The 24505-nt window shown below is 57.5% G+C and carries 28 protein-coding genes; 13 read left to right on the top strand and 15 right to left on the bottom strand.

Features of this window, described 5'->3' with window-relative positions:
* Positions 1-5 precede the first annotated feature (5 nt).
* Together GOV90_RS17840 and GOV90_RS17835 are read right to left on the bottom strand one after the other, a co-directional pair.
* The gene (locus GOV90_RS17840) at positions 6-704 is read right to left on the bottom strand and encodes an EI24 domain-containing protein (protein WP_171091624.1); all 699 of its coding nucleotides are present in this window, start codon (positions 702-704) and stop codon (positions 6-8) included.
* The gene (locus GOV90_RS17835) at positions 701-1279 is read right to left on the bottom strand and encodes a nitroreductase family protein (protein WP_171091622.1); all 579 of its coding nucleotides are present in this window, start codon (positions 1277-1279) and stop codon (positions 701-703) included. The genes GOV90_RS17840 and GOV90_RS17835 overlap by 4 nt, the downstream gene beginning before the upstream one ends.
* 135 nt (positions 1280-1414) lie before the next feature.
* On the opposite strand from GOV90_RS17835, the gene GOV90_RS17830 reads away from it, so the two are divergent.
* Positions 1415-1690 (top strand): DUF167 domain-containing protein, encoded by a 276-nt coding sequence (locus GOV90_RS17830; protein WP_171091620.1) that lies wholly within the window; start codon positions 1415-1417, stop codon positions 1688-1690.
* Here the strand turns inward: GOV90_RS17830 and GOV90_RS17825 are convergent.
* Positions 1678-1926, bottom strand: a complete 249-nt coding sequence (locus GOV90_RS17825; RefSeq protein ID WP_050604775.1) for a hypothetical protein — start codon at positions 1924-1926, stop codon at positions 1678-1680. The genes GOV90_RS17830 and GOV90_RS17825 overlap by 13 nt on opposite strands.
* A gap of 121 nt (positions 1927-2047) precedes the next feature.
* Between GOV90_RS17825 and GOV90_RS17820 the strand changes: the two genes are divergently transcribed.
* From GOV90_RS17820 to GOV90_RS17805, 5 genes are read left to right on the top strand one after another with little or no spacing between them, the layout of a single operon-like run.
* Complete coding sequence (locus tag GOV90_RS17820) at positions 2048-2755, top strand: M48 family metallopeptidase (RefSeq protein WP_171091618.1); 708 nt, start codon at positions 2048-2050, stop codon at positions 2753-2755.
* Complete coding sequence (locus GOV90_RS17815; protein ID WP_171091616.1) at positions 2752-3120, top strand: YigZ family protein; 369 nt, start codon at positions 2752-2754, stop codon at positions 3118-3120. The genes GOV90_RS17820 and GOV90_RS17815 overlap by 4 nt, the downstream gene beginning before the upstream one ends.
* Positions 3032-3442 carry a DUF6455 family protein gene (locus GOV90_RS21415; protein WP_371732487.1) on the top strand — a complete coding sequence of 137 codons (411 nt, stop codon included), beginning with the start codon at positions 3032-3034 and terminating at the stop codon, positions 3440-3442. Before GOV90_RS17815 ends, GOV90_RS21415 begins: the two co-directional genes overlap by 89 nt.
* A 14-nt stretch (positions 3443-3456) precedes the next feature.
* Positions 3457-3726, top strand: a complete 270-nt coding sequence (locus GOV90_RS17810) for a DUF6455 family protein (RefSeq protein WP_171091614.1) — start codon at positions 3457-3459, stop codon at positions 3724-3726.
* Complete coding sequence (locus GOV90_RS17805; protein WP_171091612.1) at positions 3726-3986, top strand: DUF6455 family protein; 261 nt, start codon at positions 3726-3728, stop codon at positions 3984-3986. Before GOV90_RS17810 ends, GOV90_RS17805 begins: the two co-directional genes overlap by 1 nt.
* Here the strand turns inward: GOV90_RS17805 and GOV90_RS17800 are convergent, their stop codons facing one another.
* Complete coding sequence (locus tag GOV90_RS17800) at positions 3987-4229, bottom strand: CDGSH iron-sulfur domain-containing protein (RefSeq protein ID WP_171091611.1); 243 nt, start codon at positions 4227-4229, stop codon at positions 3987-3989.
* A 229-nt stretch (positions 4230-4458) separates the two neighbouring features.
* Between GOV90_RS17800 and GOV90_RS17795 the strand changes: the two genes are divergently transcribed.
* Positions 4459-4647, top strand: a complete 189-nt coding sequence (locus GOV90_RS17795) for a hypothetical protein (RefSeq protein ID WP_170346096.1) — start codon at positions 4459-4461, stop codon at positions 4645-4647.
* 106 nt (positions 4648-4753) lie between these two features.
* Here the strand turns inward: GOV90_RS17795 and GOV90_RS17790 are convergent, their stop codons facing one another.
* Together GOV90_RS17790 and rimO are read right to left on the bottom strand one after the other, a co-directional pair.
* Positions 4754-5113 (bottom strand): hypothetical protein, encoded by a 360-nt coding sequence (locus tag GOV90_RS17790; RefSeq protein ID WP_171091609.1) that lies wholly within the window; start codon positions 5111-5113, stop codon positions 4754-4756.
* A gap of 112 nt (positions 5114-5225) precedes the next feature.
* On the bottom strand, positions 5226-6614 hold the full coding sequence (gene rimO / locus GOV90_RS17785) for a 30S ribosomal protein S12 methylthiotransferase RimO (RefSeq protein WP_171091607.1): 1389 nt from the start codon (positions 6612-6614) through the stop codon (positions 5226-5228).
* A gap of 95 nt (positions 6615-6709) precedes the next feature.
* On the opposite strand from rimO, the gene GOV90_RS17780 reads away from it, so the two are divergent.
* A complete protein-coding gene (locus tag GOV90_RS17780; protein ID WP_171091605.1) occupies positions 6710-8665 on the top strand; it encodes an AsmA family protein in 1956 nt (651 codons plus the stop codon).
* A 43-nt stretch (positions 8666-8708) separates the two neighbouring features.
* Here the strand turns inward: GOV90_RS17780 and GOV90_RS17775 are convergent, their stop codons facing one another.
* Genes GOV90_RS17775 through GOV90_RS17760 form a run of 4 tightly spaced genes read right to left on the bottom strand, consistent with a single transcriptional unit; the run spans position 8709 to position 13280 of the window.
* Positions 8709-10205 carry a phosphomannomutase/phosphoglucomutase gene (locus GOV90_RS17775; protein ID WP_171091603.1) on the bottom strand — a complete coding sequence of 499 codons (1497 nt, stop codon included), beginning with the start codon at positions 10203-10205 and terminating at the stop codon, positions 8709-8711.
* Positions 10206-10220: 15 nt separating this feature from the next.
* Positions 10221-11054, bottom strand: a complete 834-nt coding sequence (gene kdsA, locus GOV90_RS17770; RefSeq protein ID WP_171091601.1) for a 3-deoxy-8-phosphooctulonate synthase — start codon at positions 11052-11054, stop codon at positions 10221-10223.
* 5 nt (positions 11055-11059) lie between these two features.
* Positions 11060-12643: a capsule biosynthesis protein gene (locus GOV90_RS17765; protein WP_171091599.1), complete on the bottom strand. Its 1584-nt coding sequence runs from the start codon at positions 12641-12643 to the stop codon at positions 11060-11062.
* On the bottom strand, positions 12621-13280 hold the full coding sequence (locus GOV90_RS17760) for an ABC transporter ATP-binding protein (RefSeq protein WP_171091597.1): 660 nt from the start codon (positions 13278-13280) through the stop codon (positions 12621-12623). The genes GOV90_RS17765 and GOV90_RS17760 overlap by 23 nt, the downstream gene beginning before the upstream one ends.
* 215 nt (positions 13281-13495) lie before the next feature.
* On the opposite strand from GOV90_RS17760, the gene GOV90_RS17755 reads away from it, so the two are divergent.
* Both GOV90_RS17755 and GOV90_RS17750 read left to right on the top strand, forming a co-directional pair.
* A complete protein-coding gene (locus GOV90_RS17755; protein ID WP_171091595.1) occupies positions 13496-14083 on the top strand; it encodes a uracil-DNA glycosylase family protein in 588 nt (195 codons plus the stop codon).
* Positions 14076-14864 carry an SseB family protein gene (locus GOV90_RS17750; RefSeq protein WP_171091587.1) on the top strand — a complete coding sequence of 263 codons (789 nt, stop codon included), beginning with the start codon at positions 14076-14078 and terminating at the stop codon, positions 14862-14864. Before GOV90_RS17755 ends, GOV90_RS17750 begins: the two co-directional genes overlap by 8 nt.
* A 61-nt stretch (positions 14865-14925) precedes the next feature.
* On the opposite strand, the gene yghU is transcribed toward GOV90_RS17750, so the two are convergent.
* Positions 14926-15804, bottom strand: coding sequence for a glutathione-dependent disulfide-bond oxidoreductase (gene yghU / locus GOV90_RS17745; RefSeq protein WP_171091585.1), 879 nt, complete (start codon positions 15802-15804; stop codon positions 14926-14928).
* Between the two features lie 236 nt (positions 15805-16040).
* Here yghU and GOV90_RS17740 point away from each other — a divergent pair, with 236 nt between their 5' ends.
* Positions 16041-16559: a YHS domain-containing (seleno)protein gene (locus tag GOV90_RS17740; protein ID WP_171091582.1), complete on the top strand. Its 519-nt coding sequence runs from the start codon at positions 16041-16043 to the stop codon at positions 16557-16559.
* 58 nt (positions 16560-16617) lie between these two features.
* On the opposite strand, the gene GOV90_RS17735 is transcribed toward GOV90_RS17740, so the two are convergent.
* Together GOV90_RS17735 and metF are read right to left on the bottom strand one after the other, a co-directional pair.
* Positions 16618-17283, bottom strand: coding sequence for a J domain-containing protein (locus GOV90_RS17735; protein WP_171091580.1), 666 nt, complete (start codon positions 17281-17283; stop codon positions 16618-16620).
* A 228-nt stretch (positions 17284-17511) separates the two neighbouring features.
* On the bottom strand, positions 17512-18378 hold the full coding sequence (gene metF / locus GOV90_RS17730) for a methylenetetrahydrofolate reductase [NAD(P)H] (RefSeq protein WP_171091579.1): 867 nt from the start codon (positions 18376-18378) through the stop codon (positions 17512-17514).
* 94 nt (positions 18379-18472) lie between these two features.
* Here metF and GOV90_RS17725 point away from each other — a divergent pair, with 94 nt between their 5' ends.
* Both GOV90_RS17725 and GOV90_RS17720 read left to right on the top strand, forming a co-directional pair.
* A complete protein-coding gene (locus tag GOV90_RS17725; RefSeq protein WP_171091577.1) occupies positions 18473-19378 on the top strand; it encodes a LysR family transcriptional regulator in 906 nt (301 codons plus the stop codon).
* Between the two features lie 98 nt (positions 19379-19476).
* Positions 19477-20262, top strand: a complete 786-nt coding sequence (locus GOV90_RS17720) for an inositol monophosphatase family protein (RefSeq protein WP_171091575.1) — start codon at positions 19477-19479, stop codon at positions 20260-20262.
* 12 nt (positions 20263-20274) lie between these two features.
* On the opposite strand, the gene GOV90_RS17715 is transcribed toward GOV90_RS17720, so the two are convergent.
* The gene (locus tag GOV90_RS17715; RefSeq protein ID WP_171091573.1) at positions 20275-21018 is read right to left on the bottom strand and encodes a rhomboid family intramembrane serine protease; all 744 of its coding nucleotides are present in this window, start codon (positions 21016-21018) and stop codon (positions 20275-20277) included.
* A 42-nt stretch (positions 21019-21060) separates the two neighbouring features.
* On the bottom strand, positions 21061-24459 hold the full coding sequence (putA, locus tag GOV90_RS17710; protein WP_171172875.1) for a bifunctional proline dehydrogenase/L-glutamate gamma-semialdehyde dehydrogenase PutA: 3399 nt from the start codon (positions 24457-24459) through the stop codon (positions 21061-21063).
* Between the last annotated feature and the right edge of the window lie 46 nt (positions 24460-24505).

The following is a 24505-nucleotide window of genomic DNA, read 5'->3' as shown; positions in this document are numbered from 1 at the left end:
CAATGTCAGGCCCGTGGGCCTGACACTGCGTGATAGATGTGGGTGAACGTGGCTGCCCCGATAATTGGGATCACCAGATTGACCAGCGGTACCGAAAGCGGAACCGCCATTAAGGTACCCGCCACCCAGATCGTTGTTGAATGCTTGGCGCGCAACTTTCGCGCGCCTTCACGCCCGACCCGACGCATGGCTGCTAACGTAAAATATTCCCGCCCCAGCAGGAAGCCGTTCATCGCCCAGAAGATAAAGGGCGCCAGCGGGGTGAAAATCGCATAGAGAATGAACGCCAGCAGGTTGGCGACAATCAGCACGCCAAGAAAGCTGAGACCGTCCATAAGTGCTTCGGACACTGGGATGCGCCGCGCGGGTGGCAAGGTTGGAAAATGCTTGTCCTCAACCGCCTGGGCCACTTCATCCAGAAAGATCGACGTGATGGCCGAGGCCACAGGCACCATCAGGAAAACCGGCAAAATCAGGACCAGCACGATTCCAGAATAGTTCAGAACGTCGTTCAGCCAGGGGACAGCACCTATGAAGGGCAGGGAAATCTCATTGCCTGACAACCAGTTGATCAACCAGATTGCCCCGGCACTGGCAGCGATCAGGAGCAGGATCGTCAATCCGACACCCCTTAACAAGACCCCCCGGAATTTCGGGTCTCCGATCTGGCCAAGTGCGTTGAAAAAGGCGTTCAGGATTGTCATTCGCTGACCCATTCCGTCAAGGCCGCCACATCAGGTCGGGGGCGCTCGGGCGGGGCCGATCCTTCGGTCGCGATATGGATCAACCCGGCCACGCTTTCGTTGTCTGCCAGTCCAAGCGCCTGGGTGCAGAAGTCGCGGTCATGGGTTTGCCAGCCCGATAGCCAGTTTGCGCCCCATCCTGCCGCCAGCGCAGCATTCAGCAGGGCCAGACAGACAGCTCCGGCAGAATAGGTTTGCTCGATAGCGGGGATCTTTTCGGACGGTTTTTGCACTTCGATCACCGCAACCGCCAAGTGCCCCATGTCGAACTGGCTGCGCGCTTTGGCGATGTCCTCGGGGCTTTTCCCCAGCTTTTGACCACATGCTTCGGTCAAATCTGCCAAGCGCGGCATGGCACCCTTTTCCAAAACGATGAAGCGCCAAGGCTCTAACTTACCATGATCGGGGCTGCGCGCCGCAGCGGTGAGCAAGGGCAGCAATTCGTCCCGTGTTGGGGCCGGAGCAATCAATGTCTTGGCGGGGCGGGACCGGCGCGACAGTAAAAACTCCAGAGCGGCGGGGCTTTTCAGGGACATATGTTAACTTCCTTTACATCACGACTCTGTATCTTGGTCGGCAACCCGCCCAATTCAAGGGTGTGCCGATACATTGCGTGGATCATTTTCATTCCGACGCCTGTCATGCAAGGTTTTGAAGGAAAAGAGGTGACAATGGCGAAATCCAAACTGCGTGATCTGCCCGATCTCAGCGCGCTGGCAACGCCCGGGAGGGTATTCAGCGTCAGGGTGACGCCCAAGGCAGCGCGGGATCGAGTGATCTGTGAAGAAGATCAGATCAAAATGTTTGTGACGGCCGCGCCCCAGAACGGTAAGGCCAATCAGGCAGTTCTGAGTTTGCTCGCCAAATGTCTTGGAGTTGCCCCTTCGACGCTGACGCTGAAACAGGGGCAGACCGCGCGAAACAAGGTGTTTCTCTATGACCCCTGAGGTCCGGTTTCCCGTATCTGATAAACGCCTTCGGGCAGGTCCAGCGCGGCAGCCAGATCGCGTACCTGTTCCGGCGACAGCGTGATCTTCTGAACCTGTTCAGTGCGTGGATCCAGCTGCTCTAGCGTGACGCATTCGGCGAAATTGTTGATCACGACATCTTCCTGCAAAGGTTTTTCACCTTCGTCCACAAGTGTAATGACCGTCGAGTCGAATTCATGCTCAATCGAAAACATGTGTCCACAGTGCAAGTCGCCGAGGCGCAATGCAAGCCGTTCCTTGCCAGCGGCGCAGTGGCATCAGCTGACGGGGCGTACTATGTTGAAATGGCGGCCCGATTGGCCCAAAGGATGTATCATGCGCAGATGCTTTGTTTTACCGCTGTTACTGCTGTTGTCGGCCTGTGCACAAGGTGTCTTCAGTGTACAATCGCCCGAGGACTGGCTGGGTGATGCGTCGGGTGCCGAACCGACGGCGCAGACCTTTCAGCAGGTTAGCCAGGCTGTTGGTGCGGAAGCACGAAAACAATGTCTGAAACAACCCAGGCGCCAGAATTGCGAGTTTAGGATCCTGGTTGATCTAAACCCGCGGGCACCGGCAAACGCGTATCAGACTCTGGACGAAAACGGGCAACCGGTGATTGTTTTCACGCGGTCTATGATCCGGTCCGCGCAAAACGCGGATGAGCTTGCTTTTGTCATGGGTCATGAAGCGGCCCACCATGTGTTGGGGCACATTGCCCGGCAAAGTGAAAACGCCAGCGCCAGCGCCGCAGAATTCGGCAGGCGAGAACAGTTGCGCGGCGGTGATGCAGCCGCCATAGAAGAGGCGCAAAAGCTGGGGGCCAAGGTTGGCGTTCAAGCTTACCTGAAGGATTTCGAGCTGGAGGCAGACCAGTTGGGTACGATCATCACCTACAATGCAGGATACAACCCGTTGGTTGGGGCGAAGTTTTTTGACCGGATCCCGGATCCCGGCGACAAATTTCTGGGAACCCACCCGCCCAATGAGCAGCGCGTTCAGATCGTGCTTGAAACTGCAGCACAGTTGGGCCTGACACAGTGAGCGACCTTGTGCGTCTTGGGGTGATCCTGACAGATCGCGGCTCGAAATACGCGGTGTCCGGGGCGACAGTTGCTTCGCGGGCCGATATCGACAGTGTTCTGAATGATCTGAAATCGGACAAAACCTATGCCAAGGCGACCCACAACACGTGGGCCGCGACTCTGCCGACCGGCGCGCTTAAGGCGGATGATGGGGAAAGCGGGGCGGGTATGGTGATCCTGCGCATGATCGAACGGGCGGAATTGCAGAACCATGTGATCATTGTCACCCGTTGGTATGGCGGCAAGAAACTGGGCGGCGACCGGTTTCGCAGGGTTCAGGATGCGACCCGCGCCTATCTGGATCACATCGGCGTCCAATCTTGACCTGTGTCAATGTTTGAAGGTGCAAATTCGCTACCCTTTTGCCAAAGCGCGAAAGGGAAAGGAAAACACCATGCCCACCCGAGAGACCTTGCGACTGCACGCCGGTTTGGTGGACGATATGGCCAGCATGCTGGACATCGATCTTGAAGAAGCGGCCATTGGCGGTTCGGTTTCAGTGGATCAGATTTCCGAGGCAGTTTTACGGTGCACAGACTGCCCGAACCCACAACATTGTCAGGCTATGTTGAGCCAGGCGGCAACCGCACAGCGGGCGCCTGAGTATTGCCGGAACCAGGAATTACTCCATAAATTAATGCCTTAACCTAAAGGTTTGCCATGCCACGTCTAGGCAACATCATGACCCATTTGCGGCTTGTGCTGCGAATGGGGCAAGCCACCGGTACTGATCTGGCCGGGGCATACCGCAAGGGTCATTTGAATCACGAAGAATGGGCCGAGATCGTACAACAATGCCGGGGTTGCGCCTGGGCTCATGACTGCCCGGAATGGCTGGAGCAGAGGGGGCAGATCGATGAAGCTCCAAGCAGCTGCCCCAACCGAGAGCGATTCGCGGCACTTAAGGCGCAACAGCTGGAGAACGTGTGATGGCACAGGTCCCGCTGGGCGAAATTGAAAAGCATTTCTGGCTAACGCGGTCTGTCTCGCGATGTATGGGCATTTCATTAACCGAGGTGATGGCGGACGGTCGTTTGACACCAGAGGGCTATGCAGAATTGGTCACACGGTGTCGGGCTTCAAGTTGTGACGGCCAATGCGCTTTGTGGCTGGCTGATCAACAGGCATTGGTCGAAAAGGCCCCGGATTTTTGCGCAAATGCCGAGACCCTGAATGGTCTGAAGACCTGATCACAATTTACTATGGCTGCCATCGCATAGCGGTTGCTTTGCGCTATGTTTGCACGCGCAGAAAAAGACCTTTTTACTGGCATCCGCCGTATATTTTATTGGTTCAAATGCGCTGTCTTTGTGGGACCCGTCGCAAAACGGCTGTCGCGCAGATTTTCCACATGAGCACCAAAAATAGGTCTTCCCTTCGACAACCTCGACCGGAATCGGTGATTTCTGGGCAATATTTGGCGCGTCTGACATGTGGCTTCTCCGTCTTTGGCTGATGTCGTGACAACAGTGTAGAGCAGTGCGGCCAAAAAGGTAGTTTCGAAGCGGTAAATGCCCTTTCCCAAAGCTAAAACCGGCATGGAATCGCTTTGACTCACAAAGACGTGATCGATTCAGTTGCCAGATCGAAGCTCAGCCCGTATTCTGGATGTGGCCCCGAAAAGTTGGGCAATATCAGAAAAGTAATAGAGGATTGACGGACATGAAACTGAAACTCGCTGCCGTTGGCGCATTTGCCCTGATTCTGACTGCTTGCGCGCAGCAGGAAGAACCGACACCTGTTTATGTACAACCCAGCTATGACAAAGCCGGCACACCCAGCTGTCCGGGCGGCTATGAGCTGGCGACAACCGAAGCAGGCCAGACTGTCTGTAACCCGGTTACTCAGTAAGCTTTTTGCAGGCGGTCCACGACCGGGCCGCCTGCACCACTACTCGATGGACAGCCGTCTTTGAGGCGGCTTTTTTGCTGGTACTAAGTGCTCACCATTCAGCGGTTCAGTATTTCCTGAAACCGTATTTGTGTTTGAACCTGAAAGAACTGAACTTGTGCCGTTTGATCTGCCCGTAGGGCACATGCCCGATCACCCGCCGTTTCGGGCTGTGAAAGCGATATGTTCTGTGGTGCTTTTTGTGGTGCACCTTCGGCTGTTTGACATGTGCTTTGGATTTTGGCGCAAGATAATAGCGCTTTATCTTGAGGTGGCCGGTCTTGTGAAAGCTGAGCTGCTTATCGCTAACCACGATCAAGCCGTTTGGACCGCCCGACGCCGTTTGTGCGGAAGAAGGTGTTACAAGGCAAAACATGGCCAACAGGAAAACCACGCCGTTCAGGCCGAGTTTGTCGTATCCAGACATGAAACCCTCCGTTTATGGATTTCTGTCTAAGATCGCGTCTTTAGGTGCGTTGGACCAATAAACTCGCTTCACGCTTTGCCCATCTGTGGTGAAACGGGCAGGCGAAACAGTTCTAAGCGAGCTTGCCCCAAAGATCGTATTCTCCGGCCTCGTCCACCTCAACCGTTACGATGTCGCCAGGATTAAGTGCTTCGAACCCTTCATCAATGAACAGGTTGCCGTCAATCTCGGGCGCGTCCGCTTTGGTGCGGCAGGTGGCGGCTTCGTCATCGACCTCATCCACGATGACCTGCAAGGTTTGGCCGACTTTTGCCTCCAGTTTGGCTGCGGAAATCGCTTGGGCCTTTTCCATGAAGCGATCCCAGCGCTCTTGCTTGACCTCGGCCGGGACGTGATCGGGCAGGTCGTTCGACCGCGCGCCATCCACGTTTTCGTACTGAAAGCAGCCGACGCGATCTAGCTGGGCTTCGTCCATCCAGTCCAGCAGAGTTTGGAACTCGGCCTCGGTCTCACCCGGATAACCGACAATAAAGGTCGATCGCAGGGTGATGTCCGGACAGATGTCACGCCAGGCCCGGATTTCGTCCAGTGTTTTGGCTGCGGCGGCCGGGCGGGCCATACGTTTCAAAACGTCGGGGTGCGCGTGCTGGAAGGGAATATCCAGATAAGGCAGCACGTTGCAGCCCGCATCCGCCATCAGTGGGATCAACTCGCGGACATGCGGGTAGGGGTAAACATAGTGCAGGCGCACCCACGCCTCCAACTGTCCCAGCTCCTGCGCCAGATCGGTGATATGGCTGCGCACGTCGCGGTTTTTCCACGGGTTCACATCATATTTCCGGTCCAGCCCATAGGCCGATGTGTCCTGCGAGATCACCAGTAACTCGCGCACACCGTTATCGACCAGCTTTTCAGCCTCACGCAGAACCGCATGGGCCGGGCGGCTGGCCAGTTTCCCGCGCATATCTGGGATGATGCAGAACTTGCATTTGTGATTACAGCCTTCCGAGATCTTCAGATAGCTGTAATGGCGCGGGGTCAATTGCACGCTGCTGGCAGGCAGCAGATCGACAAACGGATCGGGTGAGGGCGGCACGGCGACGTGTACCGCATCCAATACTTGTTCGTATTGATGCGGTCCAGTGACGGCCATGATGCGGGGGTGATGTTCCCGGATGTAGTCCGGTTCCGCCCCCAGACAGCCGGTTACAATGACCTTGCCGTTTTCCACCAGTGCCTCTCCGATTGCGTCCAGCGATTCTGCCTTGGCGCTGTCCAGAAACCCGCAGGTGTTCACAATGACGGCATCGGCCCCGGCATAATCGGGCGAAATACCGTATCCTTCGGCGCGAAGCCGGGTCAGGATGCGTTCGCTGTCCACCAACGCCTTGGGGCAACCCAGCGACACCATGCCGATGGTCGGCTGGTTGGAACGGGGCGTCTCGGTGATCCTGGCGGCGGGCGCCAGGTCGGGGCGGAGGTTTGGCGGGTTCGTTGTCATGGCGCGGCATATAGTGGGGAACGCTTCCCCTTGCAAATGTGACGTGTGATTTGAATGATCACGGCAAAGATAAGCCAAGAGGCGGAGAGCAGATCATGAAGTGGCTGATGCGCATTCTATTTGTTGTTGTGGCTGTTGCCGGGCTCGTCATTGGCGCGCTTTTGCTGATGCCCGGGGACAAGCTGGGCGCGATTCTGGCCGAGCAGGTGAAGGCGCAAACCGGGCGTGATTTGACATTGAGCGGGGATGTGCGCTTGTCCTTCTGGCCCGTGCTGGGAATGGAAACCGGCCCGGTACGTTTTGGCAATGCTAGCTGGGCAGCGTCCGAGCCAATGCTGAGTGCAGACAGTCTTGCCGTCGGTGTGGACGCTGCTGCGCTGTGGAATGGAGATCTGCGTATCAAACGCGTGTTTGCTGAAAACCCGATATTGCGTCTGGAGCAATCACAGGGGCGGGCGAACTGGCAATTTGGCGCCCCGAGTTCTACCCAACCTGCCGAAACCTCTGGGGCCGCTGTGCCTGCGGAAACAACGGGTGAGGTCACCCTGGACCAACTAGAGCTGACAAACGCGCAGCTGATTTTCGTCGAGAATGGTGTCACACAAATGGATTTTTCTGGTGTGACACTGGCCGCAAGCTGGCCCGAGGTCACATCTCCCATGATCATGCAAGCCACAATGGCTGTGCCCGGCGGAGCCGTTGAAGTTGACTTGAAAATCCCGGATCTGCCTGCCTTTTCCAATGGCGACGTCACGGCGCTGGAACTGTCTTTGGCTGCGCCAGGGGGTGAGATCGGTTTCGATGGACGTGTCAATCTGGCCGGTGAAATGGACGGTACAACAAGGGTCGAGGCTCGGGACAGCGAAAAGATGTTTGCGGCTTTTGGTCAGGCCGGTGTGCATATCCCGCCGGGTTTGGGTAAAAAGGCCGACATCGCCGCCCATATGACCTATACGCAGGACGGGCGCATATCGTTACGGGATATGACCGCGCAACTGGATGACAACCGATTTCTGGGTGAGGCAGATATTACCATTTCGGACCCACCACAGATCGTAGCCAGGTTGGATGCGGGTGATCTGGATCTTTCGCGGATCTCAGAATCAGGTGCAGCGCCGAGCGGTGTATCTCAGCCGAGTACCTCAGCAGTAGACGGGTGGTCGCAAGACCCAATTGACGCCTCCGCTCTGGCACTGGCGAACGGGAAAATCCGCCTGACGGCAAACTCGATCGCTGTCCCGGGAATGGAATTTGGCAAAAGCGATCTGACTCTGTCTCTGGATCGCTCTCGGGCGGTATTGGAAATGCATCCGGCCATACTGTTTGCAGGTCAGTTGAACGGGCAGGTGGTCGCCAATAATCGCAATGGCCTGTCTGTTGGTGGCAAAATCTCGGCCAGCGGTATCGATCTGAAACAGGCGTTGACCACACTGGCCGGTGTTGAACGCTTGTCGGGCATGGCTGCGGGCAGTCTGGAGTTTCTGGGCGTTGGCCAGTCTGAGGATCAGATCATGCGTTCGCTCAGCGGCAAGGGAAACCTGGATGTCGGGTCAGGAGTGATTTCCGGTTTCGATCTGGACCGTCTGATGGGACGTGGGACCGGATCGGGTGGAACGACCGTATTCAACAGCCTGACCGGCAGCTTCACCATGGATCAGGGCGTGCTGACGAACAATGACCTGCTGATGTCGCTGAAGAACTATCGCGCTGATGGGGCGGGCCAAGTTGGGCTTGGCGCGCGGGATATTGATTACCTTTTCACGCCCGTAGCGCTTCGGGCCAATTCCGGACAGGGTATCTCGGTGCCGGTTCGTATTGTTGGTCCGTGGAGCAACCCGTCGATCAAGCCGGACCTGACCAAGGTCATCGAGGCGGCGGCAGATGTGAAGGTCAAGGAACTGGAAGACGATGCCAAGCAGAAGGTATTTGAGAAGGTCGGGAGTGAGTTGGATACAACCATCACCGACAGCAATCAAATCGAAGATGCGCTTAAGAAGAAGCTGGAAGACGAGGCCAAGAAAGGTCTACTCAAGCTGCTTGGCGGAGATTGACCTTGTTTGGCTTGGAGCACGATGATGCTCCAAGCCGATACATTCAGATGGTCTGGTCGTAATCGCCAACACCCGGCTCGGTTCGGATGACAGCATCGATGTCGGCAAAGATCGCGCGCATCTCAGCTTCGCTTTCGCTGCTCTCGCACACAACCACCAGATTAGGGGTGTTGGACGAGGCCCGAACCAGCCCCCAACTGCCGTTGTCCAGAATGACTCGCGCGCCGTTGACGGTGACAACCTCTTTGATTGCGCGCCCAGCAAAGGTTTCGCCCGCATCGCCTTTGGCGACCAGCTTGTCGACCAAGCGCTGAAGGATATCGTACTTCTCGGTATCTGCGGCGTAAGGTGACATGGTTGGGGTCGACCAGGTCTTGGGCAGCGCCTTGCGCAGGTCCGACATGCTTTGATCCGGGTTGCGGTCCATCAGTTTGCAGATCTCAACAGCCACGCGCATTCCGCAGTCATATCCACGACCCACAGGCTCGGCCAGGAAGTAGTGGCCTGACTTTTCGAACCCGGCCAAAGCGCCAATTTCCTTAACGCGCCGTTTCATGTGGCTATGGCCAGTCTTCCAGTAATCCGCCTTGACGTCCAAAGCCTGCAATTCGGGATCACTGGCAAACAAGCCGGTGGATTTCACATCCGCGACAAAAGTCGATCCGGGATACAGCTTGGCCAGATCGCGGGCCATGATCACGCCCACCTTGTCGGCGAAAATCTCTTCGCCTTCGTCATCGACCACGCCGCAACGGTCGCCGTCCCCGTCAAACCCAAGCGCCAGATCAGCTCCGCTGGATTTCACCGTGTCGGACATGTCATGCAACATCTCCATCGCTTCGGGGTTCGGATTGTAGTTCGGGAAGGTATAATCCAGCCGGTTGTGGCTGGGCACGACCTCGACCCCGATCCGCTCGAAAATTTCGGGCGCAAAGGCTGAGGCAGTGCCATTGCCAGTGGCACAGACCACCTTCAGCGGGCGAGACATTTTGAAATCACCGACGAGGTCATCGATGTAAGCTTCCTTCACACCCTCGACGAACTCGTATGATCCGCCGTCGTGCTGTTGGCCTTCACCGTTCAGCACGATGTCACGCAACTCCGACATCTCGTCCGGGCCGTGGGTCAGTGGGCGATCAAAGCCCATTTTTACGCCGGTCCATCCATTGGGGTTGTGGCTGGCCGTAACCATCGCAACAGCAGGCACATCCAGATGAAACTGCGCGAAATAAGCCATCGGGCTGAGCGCAGGGCCAATATCTTTAACGCGGATTCCTGCCTGCATCAGACCAAGGATCAACGCGTTTTTGATGGCCAGCGAATAATCGCGGTAGTCGTTGCCAACGGCGATCACGGGTTCAATCCCACGTTTGCGCATCTGGGTGCCCAGACCCAGTCCAAGCGCGGTCATGCCGGGCAGGTTGATCTCTTCGGGGTATTTCCAGCGCGCGTCATACTCGCGAAACCCGGTGGGCTTAATCATCGCGTCGCGTAGAAAACTCCAGGTGTTGGGTGTCACCTCGGGGAGGGGTTTGGTCATAACAAGTCTCAATCGTTAAATTTGAATAGGATTCGCTTTGGCAAGCGCATCAAAGCGCATCAATGTGTCAACAAGTTGGGGCATTTGGTCGAGGTAAATCATGTTGGGCCCGTCGCACGGTGCGTTGTCGGGGTCCTGATGCGTCTCCATGAACACAGCAGCTGTGCCGACGGCGACCGCTGCGCGCGCCATCACGGGGGCAAACTCTCGCTGACCGCCGGAAGAGCCGCCCTGCCCACCGGGTTGTTGCACCGAGTGTGTCGCGTCCATCACCACCGGATACCCGGTCTGGGACATCTGCGGCAATGACCTCATATCGGCCACCAAGGTGTTATACCCGAACGACGTACCGCGTTCGGTCAGCAAGATGTTCTGGTTTCCCGTGCTTTCGATCTTGGCAATGATGTTTGGCATTTCCCACGGGGCAAGGAACTGGCCTTTTTTCACGTTGATCACGGCACCGGTATTGCCAGCGGCCAGCAGCATGTCGGTCTGACGACACAGAAAGGCAGGAATTTGCAGAACATCCACAGCCTCGGCTGCGAGGGCGCATTGTGCCTCGGTATGGACATCTGTCAGGACCGGGATGCCCATCGTTTTGCGAATGTCATCCAGAACCTGCAGGCCCGCATCGATTCCCATACCACGCTTGCCTGACAGAGACGTCCGGTTCGCTTTGTCGTAAGACGCCTTGAACACATATTGCGCACCGACGGCGTCACAGGCTTCTTTCATCTTGCCTGCAATCATTTGCGCATGGTCGGCTGTTTCAAGCTGGCAGGGGCCAGCAATGATGGTCAGCGGTAGGTCGTTGCCGACCGTCAGGTCGGAGATTTTTACATGTTTCATGGGTCTTATGAGGATACCTGTTCACGAAGGACCGACGCAGTAAGCGAGATCATGAGGTAGATACCAGCAAATAACAGGAATGCCAAAATCGTATTTTCAAACTTGCGCGGATAGCTGGGTTCCTGACTGGGAATAGGGTTCACCGAAACAGTCAGATACCGAACCTGCCGGTTGGCCTCGGACCGGGTTGTTTCCATTTGCTGCATTGCCGTTTGCAGCATCATATCCCGAGCCGCCAGATCGGCCTGGGCGATCTGTATGCGCACGCTTAGCCGGGCCAGCGAATTTTCGCCGGCAGAGGCGTCCTGCATTTGGGCATTCAAATCTTCCAGCACCTTTTCCAGCCGGGCAATGTCAGCCTGAACGCCATCTACTTTGGCTTTGTTCGGGCGCAGATTGTCCTGCAAAGCCGCTAGCTCCAACTCTTTGTCCTGAACCAGTATCTCGATCTCGTTGATGCGACTTCGAAGGCTGGCGATTACGTTTTCCGGATCCAACACAGCACCCTGCAACTGAAGTTCAATCAGCTCTTCCTGCGCCTGTTTGCGCGCCTCTTGAGCCGCCTCAAAGCTTTCAACCGCATCACGCATCTGGTCTTCACGTTTTTTACCGGAAAGCGCGTTCACCCTGTTTTCGGCGTACGAGATCAGACGCTCCGAGAACTCGGTCGCGGTCTGTGGATCCGGGGCCGCGACCTCCATCCGAATAACCCCTTCGGTTGGATCGTAGCCGATGGTGATCATCCGGTTGAACAGTTTGTACGCGTCCTCAAGTGACGCATCGGCGGCCAGCCTTTGAACCGGGTCGATCCAGTCCTGTTTGAAGACGTCCGAAAAACCCGCATCCTGATCCAGCAACAGCAGCGCCTCTTTCGATTCAAGAAAGGACTGCACGGAGATCGAGTCCTGCGTTGTGGCAAACTGGGTTCCCGCCAGCAAACCGCCAACACTGCCCGGTCCACCGTCTGCCTGCAGGATCAAAAACTCTGAATCGCTGGCATACATCGGGGTCGCGATGCGGTAGAAATAGAAACCCACGACAAAGGTCGGCAGAAATACAAAGACGGCCAGCCGTGCAAACAAGGCAAACAGTTTGCGCCTGCGTCTGCGTGCAATGTCTTTCTGGATTTCCCCGATCTCAAGGTTGCGTCGTTCAGCGGGGCTCAGCTCGGGTCCTGGTAAATTGGACTTTTTCGCACCCACAGCCTGCGGAAGCTTGATACTGACCTTGTCCTTGGTGTTGTTCTCTTCGGCGTTGGCCGAGGGCCTGGCGGCAGCAAGATCCAGAAGATTGGTGCGTTGGAACGGGTCAATGCCCTTTTGACGCAACAAACGCACCGCATCATAATCCGAGGTCGCAGCCAGCCCATGTTTCTGCGCCAACCGTCGCGCAATACGCAATTGGCGCCCCGTCAAACCTTCGCGTTTGATGTCGTCCAACTGTGTTCCTGGCTGCGCCTGATCCGCAGCAGGTTGGCCTTGCGTTGCGTTGCGAATGCGCGAAATTGCGTCGGACCGCGCTTCGGCGGAACCGTCGGCCTGCTGGGTGCGGCGCCAGTTGTACTTTCTAACCTTGGGATTCGTAGTCATATAACTGCTTAGCCTCTTCCAAGGATTCAAACATGTACAATTGCCCGTCCAAAAGGACGGCGGCTTGTTGGGCAAACTTTTCTAACACGGACGGGCTGTGTGATACGATGACCAGAGTTGTGGTGCGCAGTCTCTCTTTCAGGATCGAGCCGGCTTTTTCGTTGAACTCGACATCCGTTGATGCGGGCATCCCTTCGTCGATCAGATACATGTCGAAATCCAACGCCAGCATCAAAGCGAAGGTGAACCGGGAACGCATCCCCGAAGAATAGGTCGCCAGCGGTTGATCGAAATATTCGCCCAGACCACAAAGCCATTTGCAATAGGCTTCGATATAATCCGGGTCCATGCCATAGATCTTGGCGATGTAGCGCGCATTCTCAAGAGCGGACAGCTTCCCCGACACACCACCTGTGAACCCCATGGGGAAAGAAACGCGGCATTCGCGTCGGATCACGCCCTCGTCTGGTTTTTCCAAACCAGCCATCATATTGATTAGCGTGGTTTTTCCAGTGCCGTTCGGGGCCAGAACCCCCAGTGACGTGCCCAGTTCGACCCGGAACGAGACCTGATCCAGAATCACCTTGCGGCGGGTTCCGGTCCAGAAGGACTTGCTGACATTGTCGAACTCTAACATTCGGGGCCTGCTGCTCGTGATCCGTTGTGTTGCCGTTCTTTGGGACGGCCGGAGAAGGTTATTTTTACCGTTCCATGTTGGCTACATTATGTCGAATTATGAAACAAATGATCAATGCGTTGAGGTAAAACCTGTGACAACCTGATTGGCGGTGTGTCCGGCGGGCCTTATGTTCCCCGTCGTGACGCATGGGCCAAAAGAGGTTTTGACATCCGATGGACAGCTTAGCCGACGAAATTCGGGCCTGTCGCCTGTGCGCAGACAGGTTTTCACAAACAGCAACGGCGCATGAACCACGCCCGGTTGTTTGGTTTCGGTCTGGCACGCCAATTCTGATCGCAGGGCAGGCGCCGGGTGCACGCGTGCATGAGTCGGGGCGGCCGTTCACCGACCCGTCGGGTGACAGATTGAGGCATTGGTTGGGGATTGATGAGACGATCTTTTATGACCGCGACCGCGTGTCGATTGTACCCATGGCGTTCTGCTTTCCCGGTTATGATGCCCGCAGCGCCGACCTTCCGCCGCCCGCCCTGTGCCGAAACACCTGGCATGATCGGGTGATGAGCGTTCTGGGCCAGGTGCCGTTGACCGTCCTGGTCGGGGGGCATGCGCATAAGTACCACCTTGGCGTACGCGGTTCGGTCACAAGCACCGTCCAAAGCTGGCAGGACCATGCGCCGCGGGTCTTTGCCTTGCCTCATCCGTCCTGGCGCAATACGGCATGGTTAAAGAAAAACCCGTGGTTCGAGGCCGAGCTTTTACCGGTTCTGCGCGCGCGGGTCCAAGAGGTGTTGAATGACTGAACCCACGGCGTTGGACGCAGCACATGCCGCGATGCAGGCAGATCCGCAAAACGATTCCGACCGGTTGCGATTTTTTGAGCGGCTGGCCGACAGCGAGCTGTTCCTGATGCTGACCGAGGAAGCGCAGGACGAGAATATCTCGCCCGAATTATTCGACGTTGCGGACGGGCGCTTTGTGCTGGCTTTTGACCGAGAGGAACGGTTGGCGCAGTTCGCAGGTCGGCCTGTACCTTACGTGGCGCTTTCGGGGCGGGTGCTTTCCGGGATGCTGGCAGGGCAGGGGATCGGGCTAGGCCTGAATCTGGAAACTGCGCCATCCTCGATGCTGGTCCCGGCAGAAGCATTGGGTTGGTTGGCCGAAACGCTGCAACACAGTCCAAAAGAGGTCGAGGAAAAACTGGCTGAGTTCATGCCGCCGTCTGGTTTGCCTGATAATTTGCTGACCGCTTTGGATACCAAACTGGCAACCGCAGGCGGGTTGGCCACTGCGGCCTATTTGGTAGCCACCAAGTCAGAAGCTGGCGCGCAGGGGCATTTGTTGGGTTTTGTCGACGTGCTCGATGGGGCAGAGCCCGCGCTTGCCAAGGCCGCGTCCGAGGCGTTGACCTTTTCCGGGATCGAAGCGGGCGCGATGGATGTCGGTTTTTTCACCGCCGGCGAGCCTGCTGCTGCGTTGTTGGCCAAGGTTGGACTTCGCTTTAATCTGCCCGAGCCCAAAAGCGTCAAGCAGGTAAGAGAGGCCCCCGGCAGTAACCCGGACAATCCGCCAATTCTGAAATAAAAATCTAAACGCATACACGCGGCGCAGACCGCGCCGCGTGTTGTTGTGCTAGCGGGATTAGTTATTCCGCCGCTGGTTCCAGTTTGTCCTGCGTGCGGGTCTCGAAATCGCTGGCGTCGTGGCGCTCGTGCAGCTGTGTATGCGGCTCGCCAAAGGCGCGGTTGACCATACGCCCGCGCTGAACCGCCGGACGGGCGTCAATTTCCTTGGCCCAACGCATGACGTTTTTGTACGATTCAACGTCCAGAAACTCGGCGGCGCTGTAAAGACGGCCCAATACCAGTTGGCCATACCAAGGCCAGATCGCCATGTCGGCAATCGTGTACTCGTCACCAGCAATATAGGTCTTGTGCGCCAATTCCCGATCCAGAACGTCCAGCTGCCGCTTGGTCTCCATCGCGAAGCGGTTGATCGGGTATTCCCACTTCTCGGGCGCGTAAGCGTAGAAATGGCCGAACCCGCCGCCCAGATATGGCGCGCTGCCCATTTGCCAGAACACCCAGTTCATCACCTCGGTGCGCTCAGGGCCCGACGCTGGAAGGAACGCGCCGAACTTTTCAGCCAGGTGAAACAGGATCGAAGCGCTTTCGAACACGCGCGTGGGTGTATCCCCGGACCGGTCCCAAAGGGCCGGGATTTTCGAATTTGGGTTGGCTCCGACAAAGCCTGAGCTGAACTGATCGCCCTCGCCGATATTGACCAGCCAGGCATTGTATTCAGCACCTTCGTGACCCAGCGCCAACAGTTCTTCCAGCATGACCGTAACCTTCACGCCATTGGGTGTGGCCAGCGAGTACAGTTGCAGTGGGTGGCGTCCGACCGGCAGGTCTTTGTCGTGGGTCGCACCGGCAATCGGCCGGTTGATATTGGCGAACTGGCCGCCGCTTTTGCTGTCCCAGGTCCAGACCGCTGGGGGGGTGTACGGGGATTGGTCGCTCATCTCTTGCCTTTCTTGCCGTTATCAGGGCTGTCTTAAAGCTAATATTGCAAACCGCCGAGTCCAACCCGCTGCTGTTGGCTTATTCTGTAACAATCTCCGTCCAAACTCTCACGTTTTCTCGTGTCGGGTCACAGCGGCGTTAGGGGGACTACGAACTGCACGGGAATCGCATATTGTCTTGTCAGACCTGCCACAACGGCATCACGGACACAGTTGACCCGAAAAGGATAGACCACATGAAACGCTTTGCATTGACCTTCGCTGCGGCCATGGCTCTGGCGGTTCCGGCATTTGCCGGGCCTCAATATGTTGATGGCACCGGCTTTGCTGTCTCGGGCTACGACGTGGTTGCATATCGCAGCCTGGATCAGGTTCCGGTCGGCCAATCGCAGCCCGAAGCCGTGCGCGGAAAAGCCGACATTACAGCGGAATACAACGGTGCAACCTGGGCTTTTGCGACCGAAGAAAACCGCGACACGTTCCTGGAAAACCCGGCCTTCTATGCGCCGCAATATGATGGCCACTGTGCTTATGGCGTGTCAAAAGGCGGTAAGGTTCCGGCCAATCCCAACTTGTGGCGCATTGTCGATGACAAGCTGTACCTGAACATCACCGATGTGGTTGTTGGCTTTTGGGAAGAAGATGTGCCCGGCAACATCAACATCGCTGAAGGCAACTGGCCGGGCATCGAGTCCTCGGACGCATCGACAAGTGTGATCCCGAAATTCACTTCGGAAGGCCCGGTCACAAACTGATCGACGCCTTGGATTGAAAAATTCAAAGCCCGGCTGATCTGGCCGGGCTTTTTTGCATTCAGCCCGCCAGCCAGAATTGATCGCGGATGTCCTGATCGGCATCAAACCGGATCTTCACGCTCTTGGCGCCAGGAAATTTGCGTTCGCAAATCGTGTCCGGGATCACCACCTCTCCGGCACCGGTGTCCTTGGACTGAAAGCTCAGAATCTCTGCCTCGGTATGCCGCGCACCGCTCAGGACTGTTGTTGGCAAGGCCACACGATTTGCACCGTGATGCACGGGTGTGGTGACGAAATAGGTCAAATGCCGCCCGTAACAGCCTACCGCATCTGGAACATGGTCCGAAATGCACGCTTCGGGTACGTCAAACGCATCTGCTGGGCTGTGCTCATGAGACAAGACTTCCTCAGGGCTCAGCATTGCTTTGCAGGCGGCGATGTCTTCCTGCGGCAACTCAATGATCCGCTTTTTCAAACGCGGACGACGCGGTTGAGCCTGGCCAGCTTTGCCACCGCCCTTTTTCGTCAATCCTTCGTTGCGTAAGAAATCATAGGCGGCCTTGGCGCGCGAGAACCCGGAACTGTCCCCATCCCGGTGATCGGGATGCGAATGAAAGGCGATCTGCCGCCACGCCTCTCTGATTTCATTGGAACTGGCAGATGGGGGTAATCCCAAATCTGCAAGGGCATCAGTGCGCGCCCGCACTTTATCTACAGGTTCCATACTCAAAACACTCGTTACAAACTACACGCCCCCAGTGTCGCCCAGGTCATAGTTTTGTCAAATTCCGGGGTGGATTTGCGGGGGTGCAGACAACAATCGCGATCTTGCGATTCAATTGTCCTGTAAAACTGCAATTTTGCGAATATGAGTGTGAAACAGTTCACACAAAATAGAACGAAAGTCGCCCGAGGTGAGCGTAACCCGGGCGAATCGTTGAGTTTTTCCGACTTAGGCGACGTTTTCCAGTTCAACGCGCGGCGTGATGCCAAGCGCAAAGCATACATCACGGGTCAATTCCGGGCGGTTCAGTGTGTAGAAATGCAGCTTGTCCACGCCGCCTTCGATCAGATCTGAACACAGCTCGGTGCAGATCGCGGTTGCCAGCAGATCCTCGCGTCCGTCGCGTACTGCCTTTTCGAAAGCCTGTTCCACCCAGACTGGAATATGTGTGCCGCAGCGCTTGGCGAAATTGCGGGCACCTGCCCAGTTCTCGATCGGCAGAATGCCGGGCACAATCGGCTTGTCGATGCCCGCTTTGGCGCAGGCGTCACGGAACCGGAAAAAGGTTTCTGCCTCGAAGAAGAACTGCGTCAGGGCCTCGTCCGCGCCCGCGTCAAGCTTGGCCTTCAGCCAATCCACATCCGCAGCCAAATCGGCAGCTTCGGGGTGTTTGTCAGGATAGGCACCGACGCGAATACTGAACATCTCGGTTTCGGCCAGCGCTTCGATCAGCTCGACCGAACTGGCGAACCCGTCGGGGTGCGGTACGAACTTGTCCTGACCCTTTGGCGGGTCGCCGCGCAGGGCAACGATGTCTTGCACACCGGCGCGTGCGAATGTGTCGGCGATCTCCAGCGTTTCCTGCCGTGAGGCATCGACGCAGGTCAAATGTGCAGCGACGTTCAGGCCCGACGACTTATGAAGGGTCGAAACTGCGTCACGTGTCAGCTCGCGCGTTGTGCCACCAGCGCCATAGGTAACGGACACGAAGCGAGGGTCCAGGGGGGCCAAAGTCTGAACCGTGTCCCAAAGACGGAATGAGGCTTCCAGAGTTTTTGGGGGAAAGAACTCAAAGGAAATTTCAGGTTTGGACATAACGGCCTCGCTGGATCATCTGAGCCTCTTGTGTCATGGCAGGCAATGTGAGACAAACTCATATTATTCAACAACAACATGAATGCTGTTCGAAATGCATATTGAATTCCGGCACCTGCGTACCATCAAAGCGATCCATGAATGCGGTGGGCTGGCGCGTGCAGCAGACCAGTTGAACATTACTCAGTCTGCGTTAAGCCATCAGATCAAAGGATTAGAGGATCAGGCGGGGGTCGAGCTTTTTCTGCGTCGCTCGAAACCCATGAAACTGTCGGCCGCCGGGTTGCGCTTGCTTCGCTTGGCTGAACAGATCCTGCCGCAGGTTGAGGCCGCTCAGCATGAATTTTCTTCGCTGCGGGACGGGCGTACCGGGCGGATGCATATCGCCATTGAATGCCACGCCTGTTTTGAATGGCTTTTCCCGGTTCTTGAGGCTTTCAGGAAATCCTGGGGCGACGTTGATGTGGATATCCGCCCCGGCCTGGCCTTTGATGCCCTTCCGGCCTTGCAGAAGGAAGAGGTTGATCTGGTGGTGTCGTCCGACCCCGAAGACCTGCCGGGTGTCGAGTTTGTGGAGCTGTTTGACTACAACGCCGTGTTTGTGGCCGCCTCGACCCATCCACTGGCCGAGAAAGAATACATCGAGGCAGAGGATTTTCGCGGTCAGACCCTGATCACGTATCCGGTGGAACGTACGCGTCTGGATGTGTTCAGCCAGTTGCTGATCCCTGCTCGGGTTGAACCCGCCGCGATCCGGCAGGTCGAGTTGACCGCTGTCATTCTGCTTTTGGTCGCGTCTAACCGGGGGATTTCAGTCTTGCCGGATTGGGTCGTGCGCGAGGTCAAGTACAATTCGGACTACGTGACCCGGCCCCTGACGAAAGAAGGGATCACGCGACGCCTGTACGCTGCGATCCGGTCGGAGGATCTTGAGAAGCCTTATGTTCAGGAACTGGTGAAACTGGCCCGGGAAGAAGCCCGCAAGCTGCAATCCCAGTAACGGCGTTTCCTGCGGGTCCGTTATGCGTATCATTCCTCTTGGCAATGGCGCATTGCGGCAGTATACGCGCGGTTTGACCGGACAGGAGCCTTTTGACAATGGTTGGCAGTGCAAATCTCAACATCATGATCAAAGCCGCGCGCAAAGCGGGGCGTTCTTTGGTCAAAGATTTCCGTGAAGTCGAGAATTTGCAGGTGTCGATGAAAGGCGCGGGGGACTTCGTTTCCAAAGCTGATATCGCCGCCGAGGCTGTCCTGAAAGAGGAGTTGCTAGGCGCACGTCCCACCTATGGCTGGCTGGCCGAAGAAGGTGGTGCGATTGACGGCGAAGACCCGACTCGTCGCTGGATCGTCGATCCGCTGGATGGCACCACCAACTTTCTGCACGGCCTGCCGCATTGGGCGATCTCAATCGCGCTTGAACACAAGGGCAAGATTGTTGCCGGTGTGATCTATGATGCCGCCAAGGACGAGATGTTTTTTGCCGAAAAAGGCGAGGGCGCATGGATGAACGATATGCGTATTCGCGTGTCGGGCCGTCACCGCATGATTGAATCGGTCTTTGCGACGGGTTTGCCGTTTGGCGGTCGTTCGGACCTGCCAGCGACTCTGCAGGATCTGGCACGTCTCATGCCCGCTTGCGCTGGTGTACGCCGCTGGGGTGCCGCTGCGCTTGATATGGCGTATGTCGCCGCTGGCCGGTACGAAGGCTTCTGGGAACGCCGCCTGAACGCGTGGGATCTGGCGGCCGGTATCATCATCGTGAAAGAGGCTGGCGGCTTCGTGCAGGCACTGAACCCCGAAGGCAATGTGCTGGAGGATGGTGAAGTGATCTGTTCTAACGAGCCGATCTTTGATCAGTTCGCTAAGGTTATCCGGGGCTAAACAGTTCTCAGCTTACTTACGCGGAACACGTGGAATACGTGACTGCGAAAGCTTGTATTTCGCTTCCGGGTGGGGCGGGTGGCCATGGGTGCGGTCCCAAAACTGCACGCCTCCGCGCCGCAACCAAAGCGGTATGCACAGGATCAGGCCCACAGCAAACCCTCCGGTATGGGCCCAATAGGCAATGCCGCCTTCGTCGGGGTTGCTGGTGACGCTGCCAAAGAACTGAATCGCCAGCCAGACCCCCAGCATGATGAAGGCCGGAATTGTGAAGACCCTGAAATAGACAATCAGGATCAGCAGGATATCCACCCGCGCTTTCGGGAACAGCAACAGATACCCACCCATCACACCTGCAATTGCGCCCGAGGCGCCGACGGTCGGCACCTGAGAGTCCGGCCCGGTGATGATGTGAATGAGGCCAGCGCCAATCCCGGCTGCCAGATAGAACAGCAAGAAGGGCAGGTGTCCCATCTCGTCTTCCAGGTTGTCACCGAAAATCCAAAGGAAAAGCATGTTTCCGGCCAGATGCATCCAGCCGCCGTGCAGGAACATGGACGTCACCAGTGTTTCCAGCCCGAACCCATCGCTGACCCGCGCCGGGATGATGGCGTAGTCGAAGAACAGCCTGCCGATCCGCGGCCCGTCATCCATGATCCCCACATAGCTGAGGAAGATCAGGATGTTGGCCGCCATCAGAGCATAGACAACATAAGGCGTGCGCCCCGAAGGGTTATGGTCACGGATCGGAAACATGGTGCGACGCTGGGCTTTTGCGCGCCCAGCGTCAAGGCAAGCTTATGCCGCACCTCCCAACAACGCGGCGTTTCCGCCCGCAGCTGTCGTGTCGACGCAGACATGACGTTCGCCCAGAACCCGCGCACGGTCAGGCTTGCCGGGGATCAGGGGCAGAATCGGGCCGTCGCGGCGCGCCAGATGTTGCTCGATCTGCCGGGCGGTCTCGTCATCCCCCCACCACAGTACACCTGAGATGCCGGTCAGGTTTTCCAACCGATGCAGGTCAAGCATTCCGGTTGCTTGAATGGCGTTGCCACCCAGCGCCTGAACAGCCTCGGCCTGGGCGCGCGCTGCGGCCTCTCCGGGCCCCATACACAGCAATGGCTGGCGAGGGTATTCGCTCAGGCGGTTCGATTCTCCGGTCGGACCGGGCAAGGATTGGGTTTTGACTGGCGCTGGTTGCCCTTGAGGGGCTGGCAGGTCGGCCACGGTGCTCCAAGTATCCGCCGTATTTTGACGATCCGGCGCGCAGAAGCGGGCCATGTAGTTCGGCCCGCCCGCCTTGGGGCCGGTGCCCGACAGACCTTCGCCACCAAAGGGTTGCGAACCGACGATGGCGCCGATCTGGTTGCGGTTCACATAAATGTTGCCCGCATGGATCGCCTCGGTCACATGCTGGACCCGGTCGTCGATGCGCGTGTGCAGGCCAAAGGTCAGGCCATATCCAGTGGCGTTTATATCGGCGATGACCTTGTCGATGTCCTGCGCCTTGAACCGGGCCACGTGCAGTACGGGTCCAAAAATCTCGCGTTCCAGCGCGGTAATGCCAGAAACCTCGATCAGTGTTGGGGCAACAAAAGTGCCTTCGGGCGGCAGCGGAAGCTCTTTCAGAACCCGCCCTTCGCCGCGCGCCGTGGTCACGTGATCAGCTATGCCTTGCCGGGCCTGTTCGTCGATGACCGGGCCGCAATCGGTTGAGATGAGCCAGGGGTCTCCAATGCTCAGGGCGTCCATTGCGCCTTTGAGCATGGTCAAAACGTCGTCGGCGATGTCTTCCTGCAGATACAGGCACCGCAGGGCTGAACAGCGCTGGCCTGCCGACTGAAAGGCACTTTCGATGATCGATTGCACGGCTTGTTCGGGCAGGGCGGTGCTGTCGACGATCATGGCGTTCAGACCGCCGGTTTCCGCGATCAGCGGCGTACCGGGGCGCATGTTCCCGGCCATCGCGGCCCTGATCTTGAGCGCGGTGGCTGTAGACCCGGTAAAGGCCACGCCCGAAACGCGTTCATCCGACGTTAGCGCCGCGCCCACAGCAGGCCCGCCTGGCAGCAATTGCAACGCATCGCGAGGCACGCCTGCCTCGTGCATCAATTGAATGGCGCGATGCGCAACCAAAGGCGTCTGAGGCGCAGGTTTGGCCAACACAGCGTTTCCGGTGGCCAGCGCCGCTGCGATCTGCCCTGAGAAAATAGCCAGAGGGAAGTTCCAGGGACTGATGCAGGTAAAGATTCCGGCAGACTTGGCCGCAGGAATATTGGCTGCGTAATACCGCAGGAAGTCCACCGCCTCGCGAAGTTCCGCCACCGCGTCAGGCAGGGATTTCCCGGCTTCGCGAGCAAGAAGGGCGAAAAGCTCGCCATAGTTCGCTTCATAGAGATCGGCAGCAGCGTTCAGAACGCGCGAACGCTCAGCAGCCGGTGCGTCCCAGGGGTTGGCCGAGGCCAGGGCCAGCTCTGCATCCGCCGCGCTGGCTGGCGCAACGGACCCGGGCCGGTCCTGCGGATTGGCCGGGTTGGTAACAGGTTCTTCGGCCTCTGGCTTGGCCTTGTCGGCCAACAAGGGTTGAGCAAACCAATGATGCGCGCGGAACCCATCCCGCGCTGCTTCGATCCGATCCAGAGTGGGCGTGTGGTGCAGATCAAACCCTTTGGAGTTAGGGCGCTCTGGTTGAAACAGCTCGGGCCCTGTCGGTAGGGCGGGCGGCGGCGTCTGTACGATGATAAACGGGTCTGCGGCGACCTCTTCCGGCGGCACGTTTTCGTCGACGATCTGGTTCACGAAAGAAGAGTTTGCCCCGTTTTCCAGCAGGCGTCGTACCAGATAGGCCAGCAAGTCGCGATGCGCCCCGACCGGCGCATAGATGCGGCACCGGGTGTTCTGCTTGCCCATGACGATCTGATGCAGAGTCTCGCCCATGCCATGCAGGCGCTGGAACTCATAAGGTTGATCGTCGGCCATATGCAGGATGGCGCTGACCGTATGGGCGTTGTGGGTCGCAAATTGCGGATAGATCCGGTCGGTCATGTTCAGCAGTTTGCGGGCATTGGCGATGTAGGAAACATCGGTTGCCGCCTTGTGGGTGAAGACCGGAAACCCATCCACCCCTTCGACCTGCGCACGTTTGATTTCTGTGTCCCAATAGGCGCCTTTGACCAGACGCACCATCAGCTTGCGGTCGTGGCGCTGCGCCATATCGTAAAGCGTATCGAGAACCAGACCGGCGCGCGGCCCGTAGGCCTGCACCACGATACCGAACCCGTGCCACCCGGCGAGGGCTGGATCAGACATGACTGCCTCTATGACTTGCAGCGATAGCGAAAGGCGGTCTGCCTCTTCGGCATCGACGTTCAGACCCATGCCAGCGGCTTTGGCCAGCAATGCCAGAGCCCGCAGGCGCGGGACCAACTCGTCCATGACACGCTGCTCCTGCGCCAGCTCATAGCGAGGATGCAGGGCGGACAGCTTGACCGAGATGCCGGGATTGGCGCGGATGTCGTCATGGATGCAGGCCTCGGCAATGGCCGAAATGGCGCGCGAATAGGACAGGTGATAGCGCGCGGCGTCCGCCTCGGTGCGTGCGGCTTCGCCCAGCATGTCATAGGAATAGGTATAGCCGTTATCCTCCATCCCCCGCGCACGTTTCATGGCGGACTGAATGGTTTCACCCAAAACGAATTGCCGCCCCATTTCTTTCATCGCACGCGCCACGGCGGTACGGATCACGGGCTCGCCCAAGCGCTTGATTGCACCGCGCAGCGCACCGACCGGAGAGGCCTGGCCTTCGTCCAGCACCTTGCCGGTCAGCATCAGCGCCCAGGTCGATGCGTTCACCAGCGATGATGAGGATTGCCCCAGATGTTTGCCCCAATCGGATGGCGCGATCTTATCTTCGATCAACGCATCGATCGTATCGGCATCGGGTACGCGCAGCAGTGCTTCGGCCAGACACATTAGGGCGATGCCTTCGTCGGTGGACAGGCCATATTCGGCCAAAAATACCTCCATCAAGCCGGGTGAGGTGCTGGACCGGATGTCGCGAACCAGCTGCGCGGCAGCAGCACAGATGGCGTTGCGATCTGTGTTCGTCAGGTTGGCCTGAGTGATCAGGGTATCAAGAACAGCCGACTGATCGGCATAGGTTGGGGTGTCAATGAGTGTACGCAGGTTATGTGACATGGGTCCTCCGGTCTTTGTGATAATATATGTCGGAAGAAACGGGACA

It is taken from the genome of Ruegeria sp. HKCCA5929, assembly GCF_013034525.1.
Lineage (GTDB): Bacteria > Pseudomonadota > Alphaproteobacteria > Rhodobacterales > Rhodobacteraceae > Ruegeria.
The sequence above is the reverse complement of the archived record's forward strand: the minus strand, read 5'-3'. Positions and strand labels throughout refer to the sequence as shown.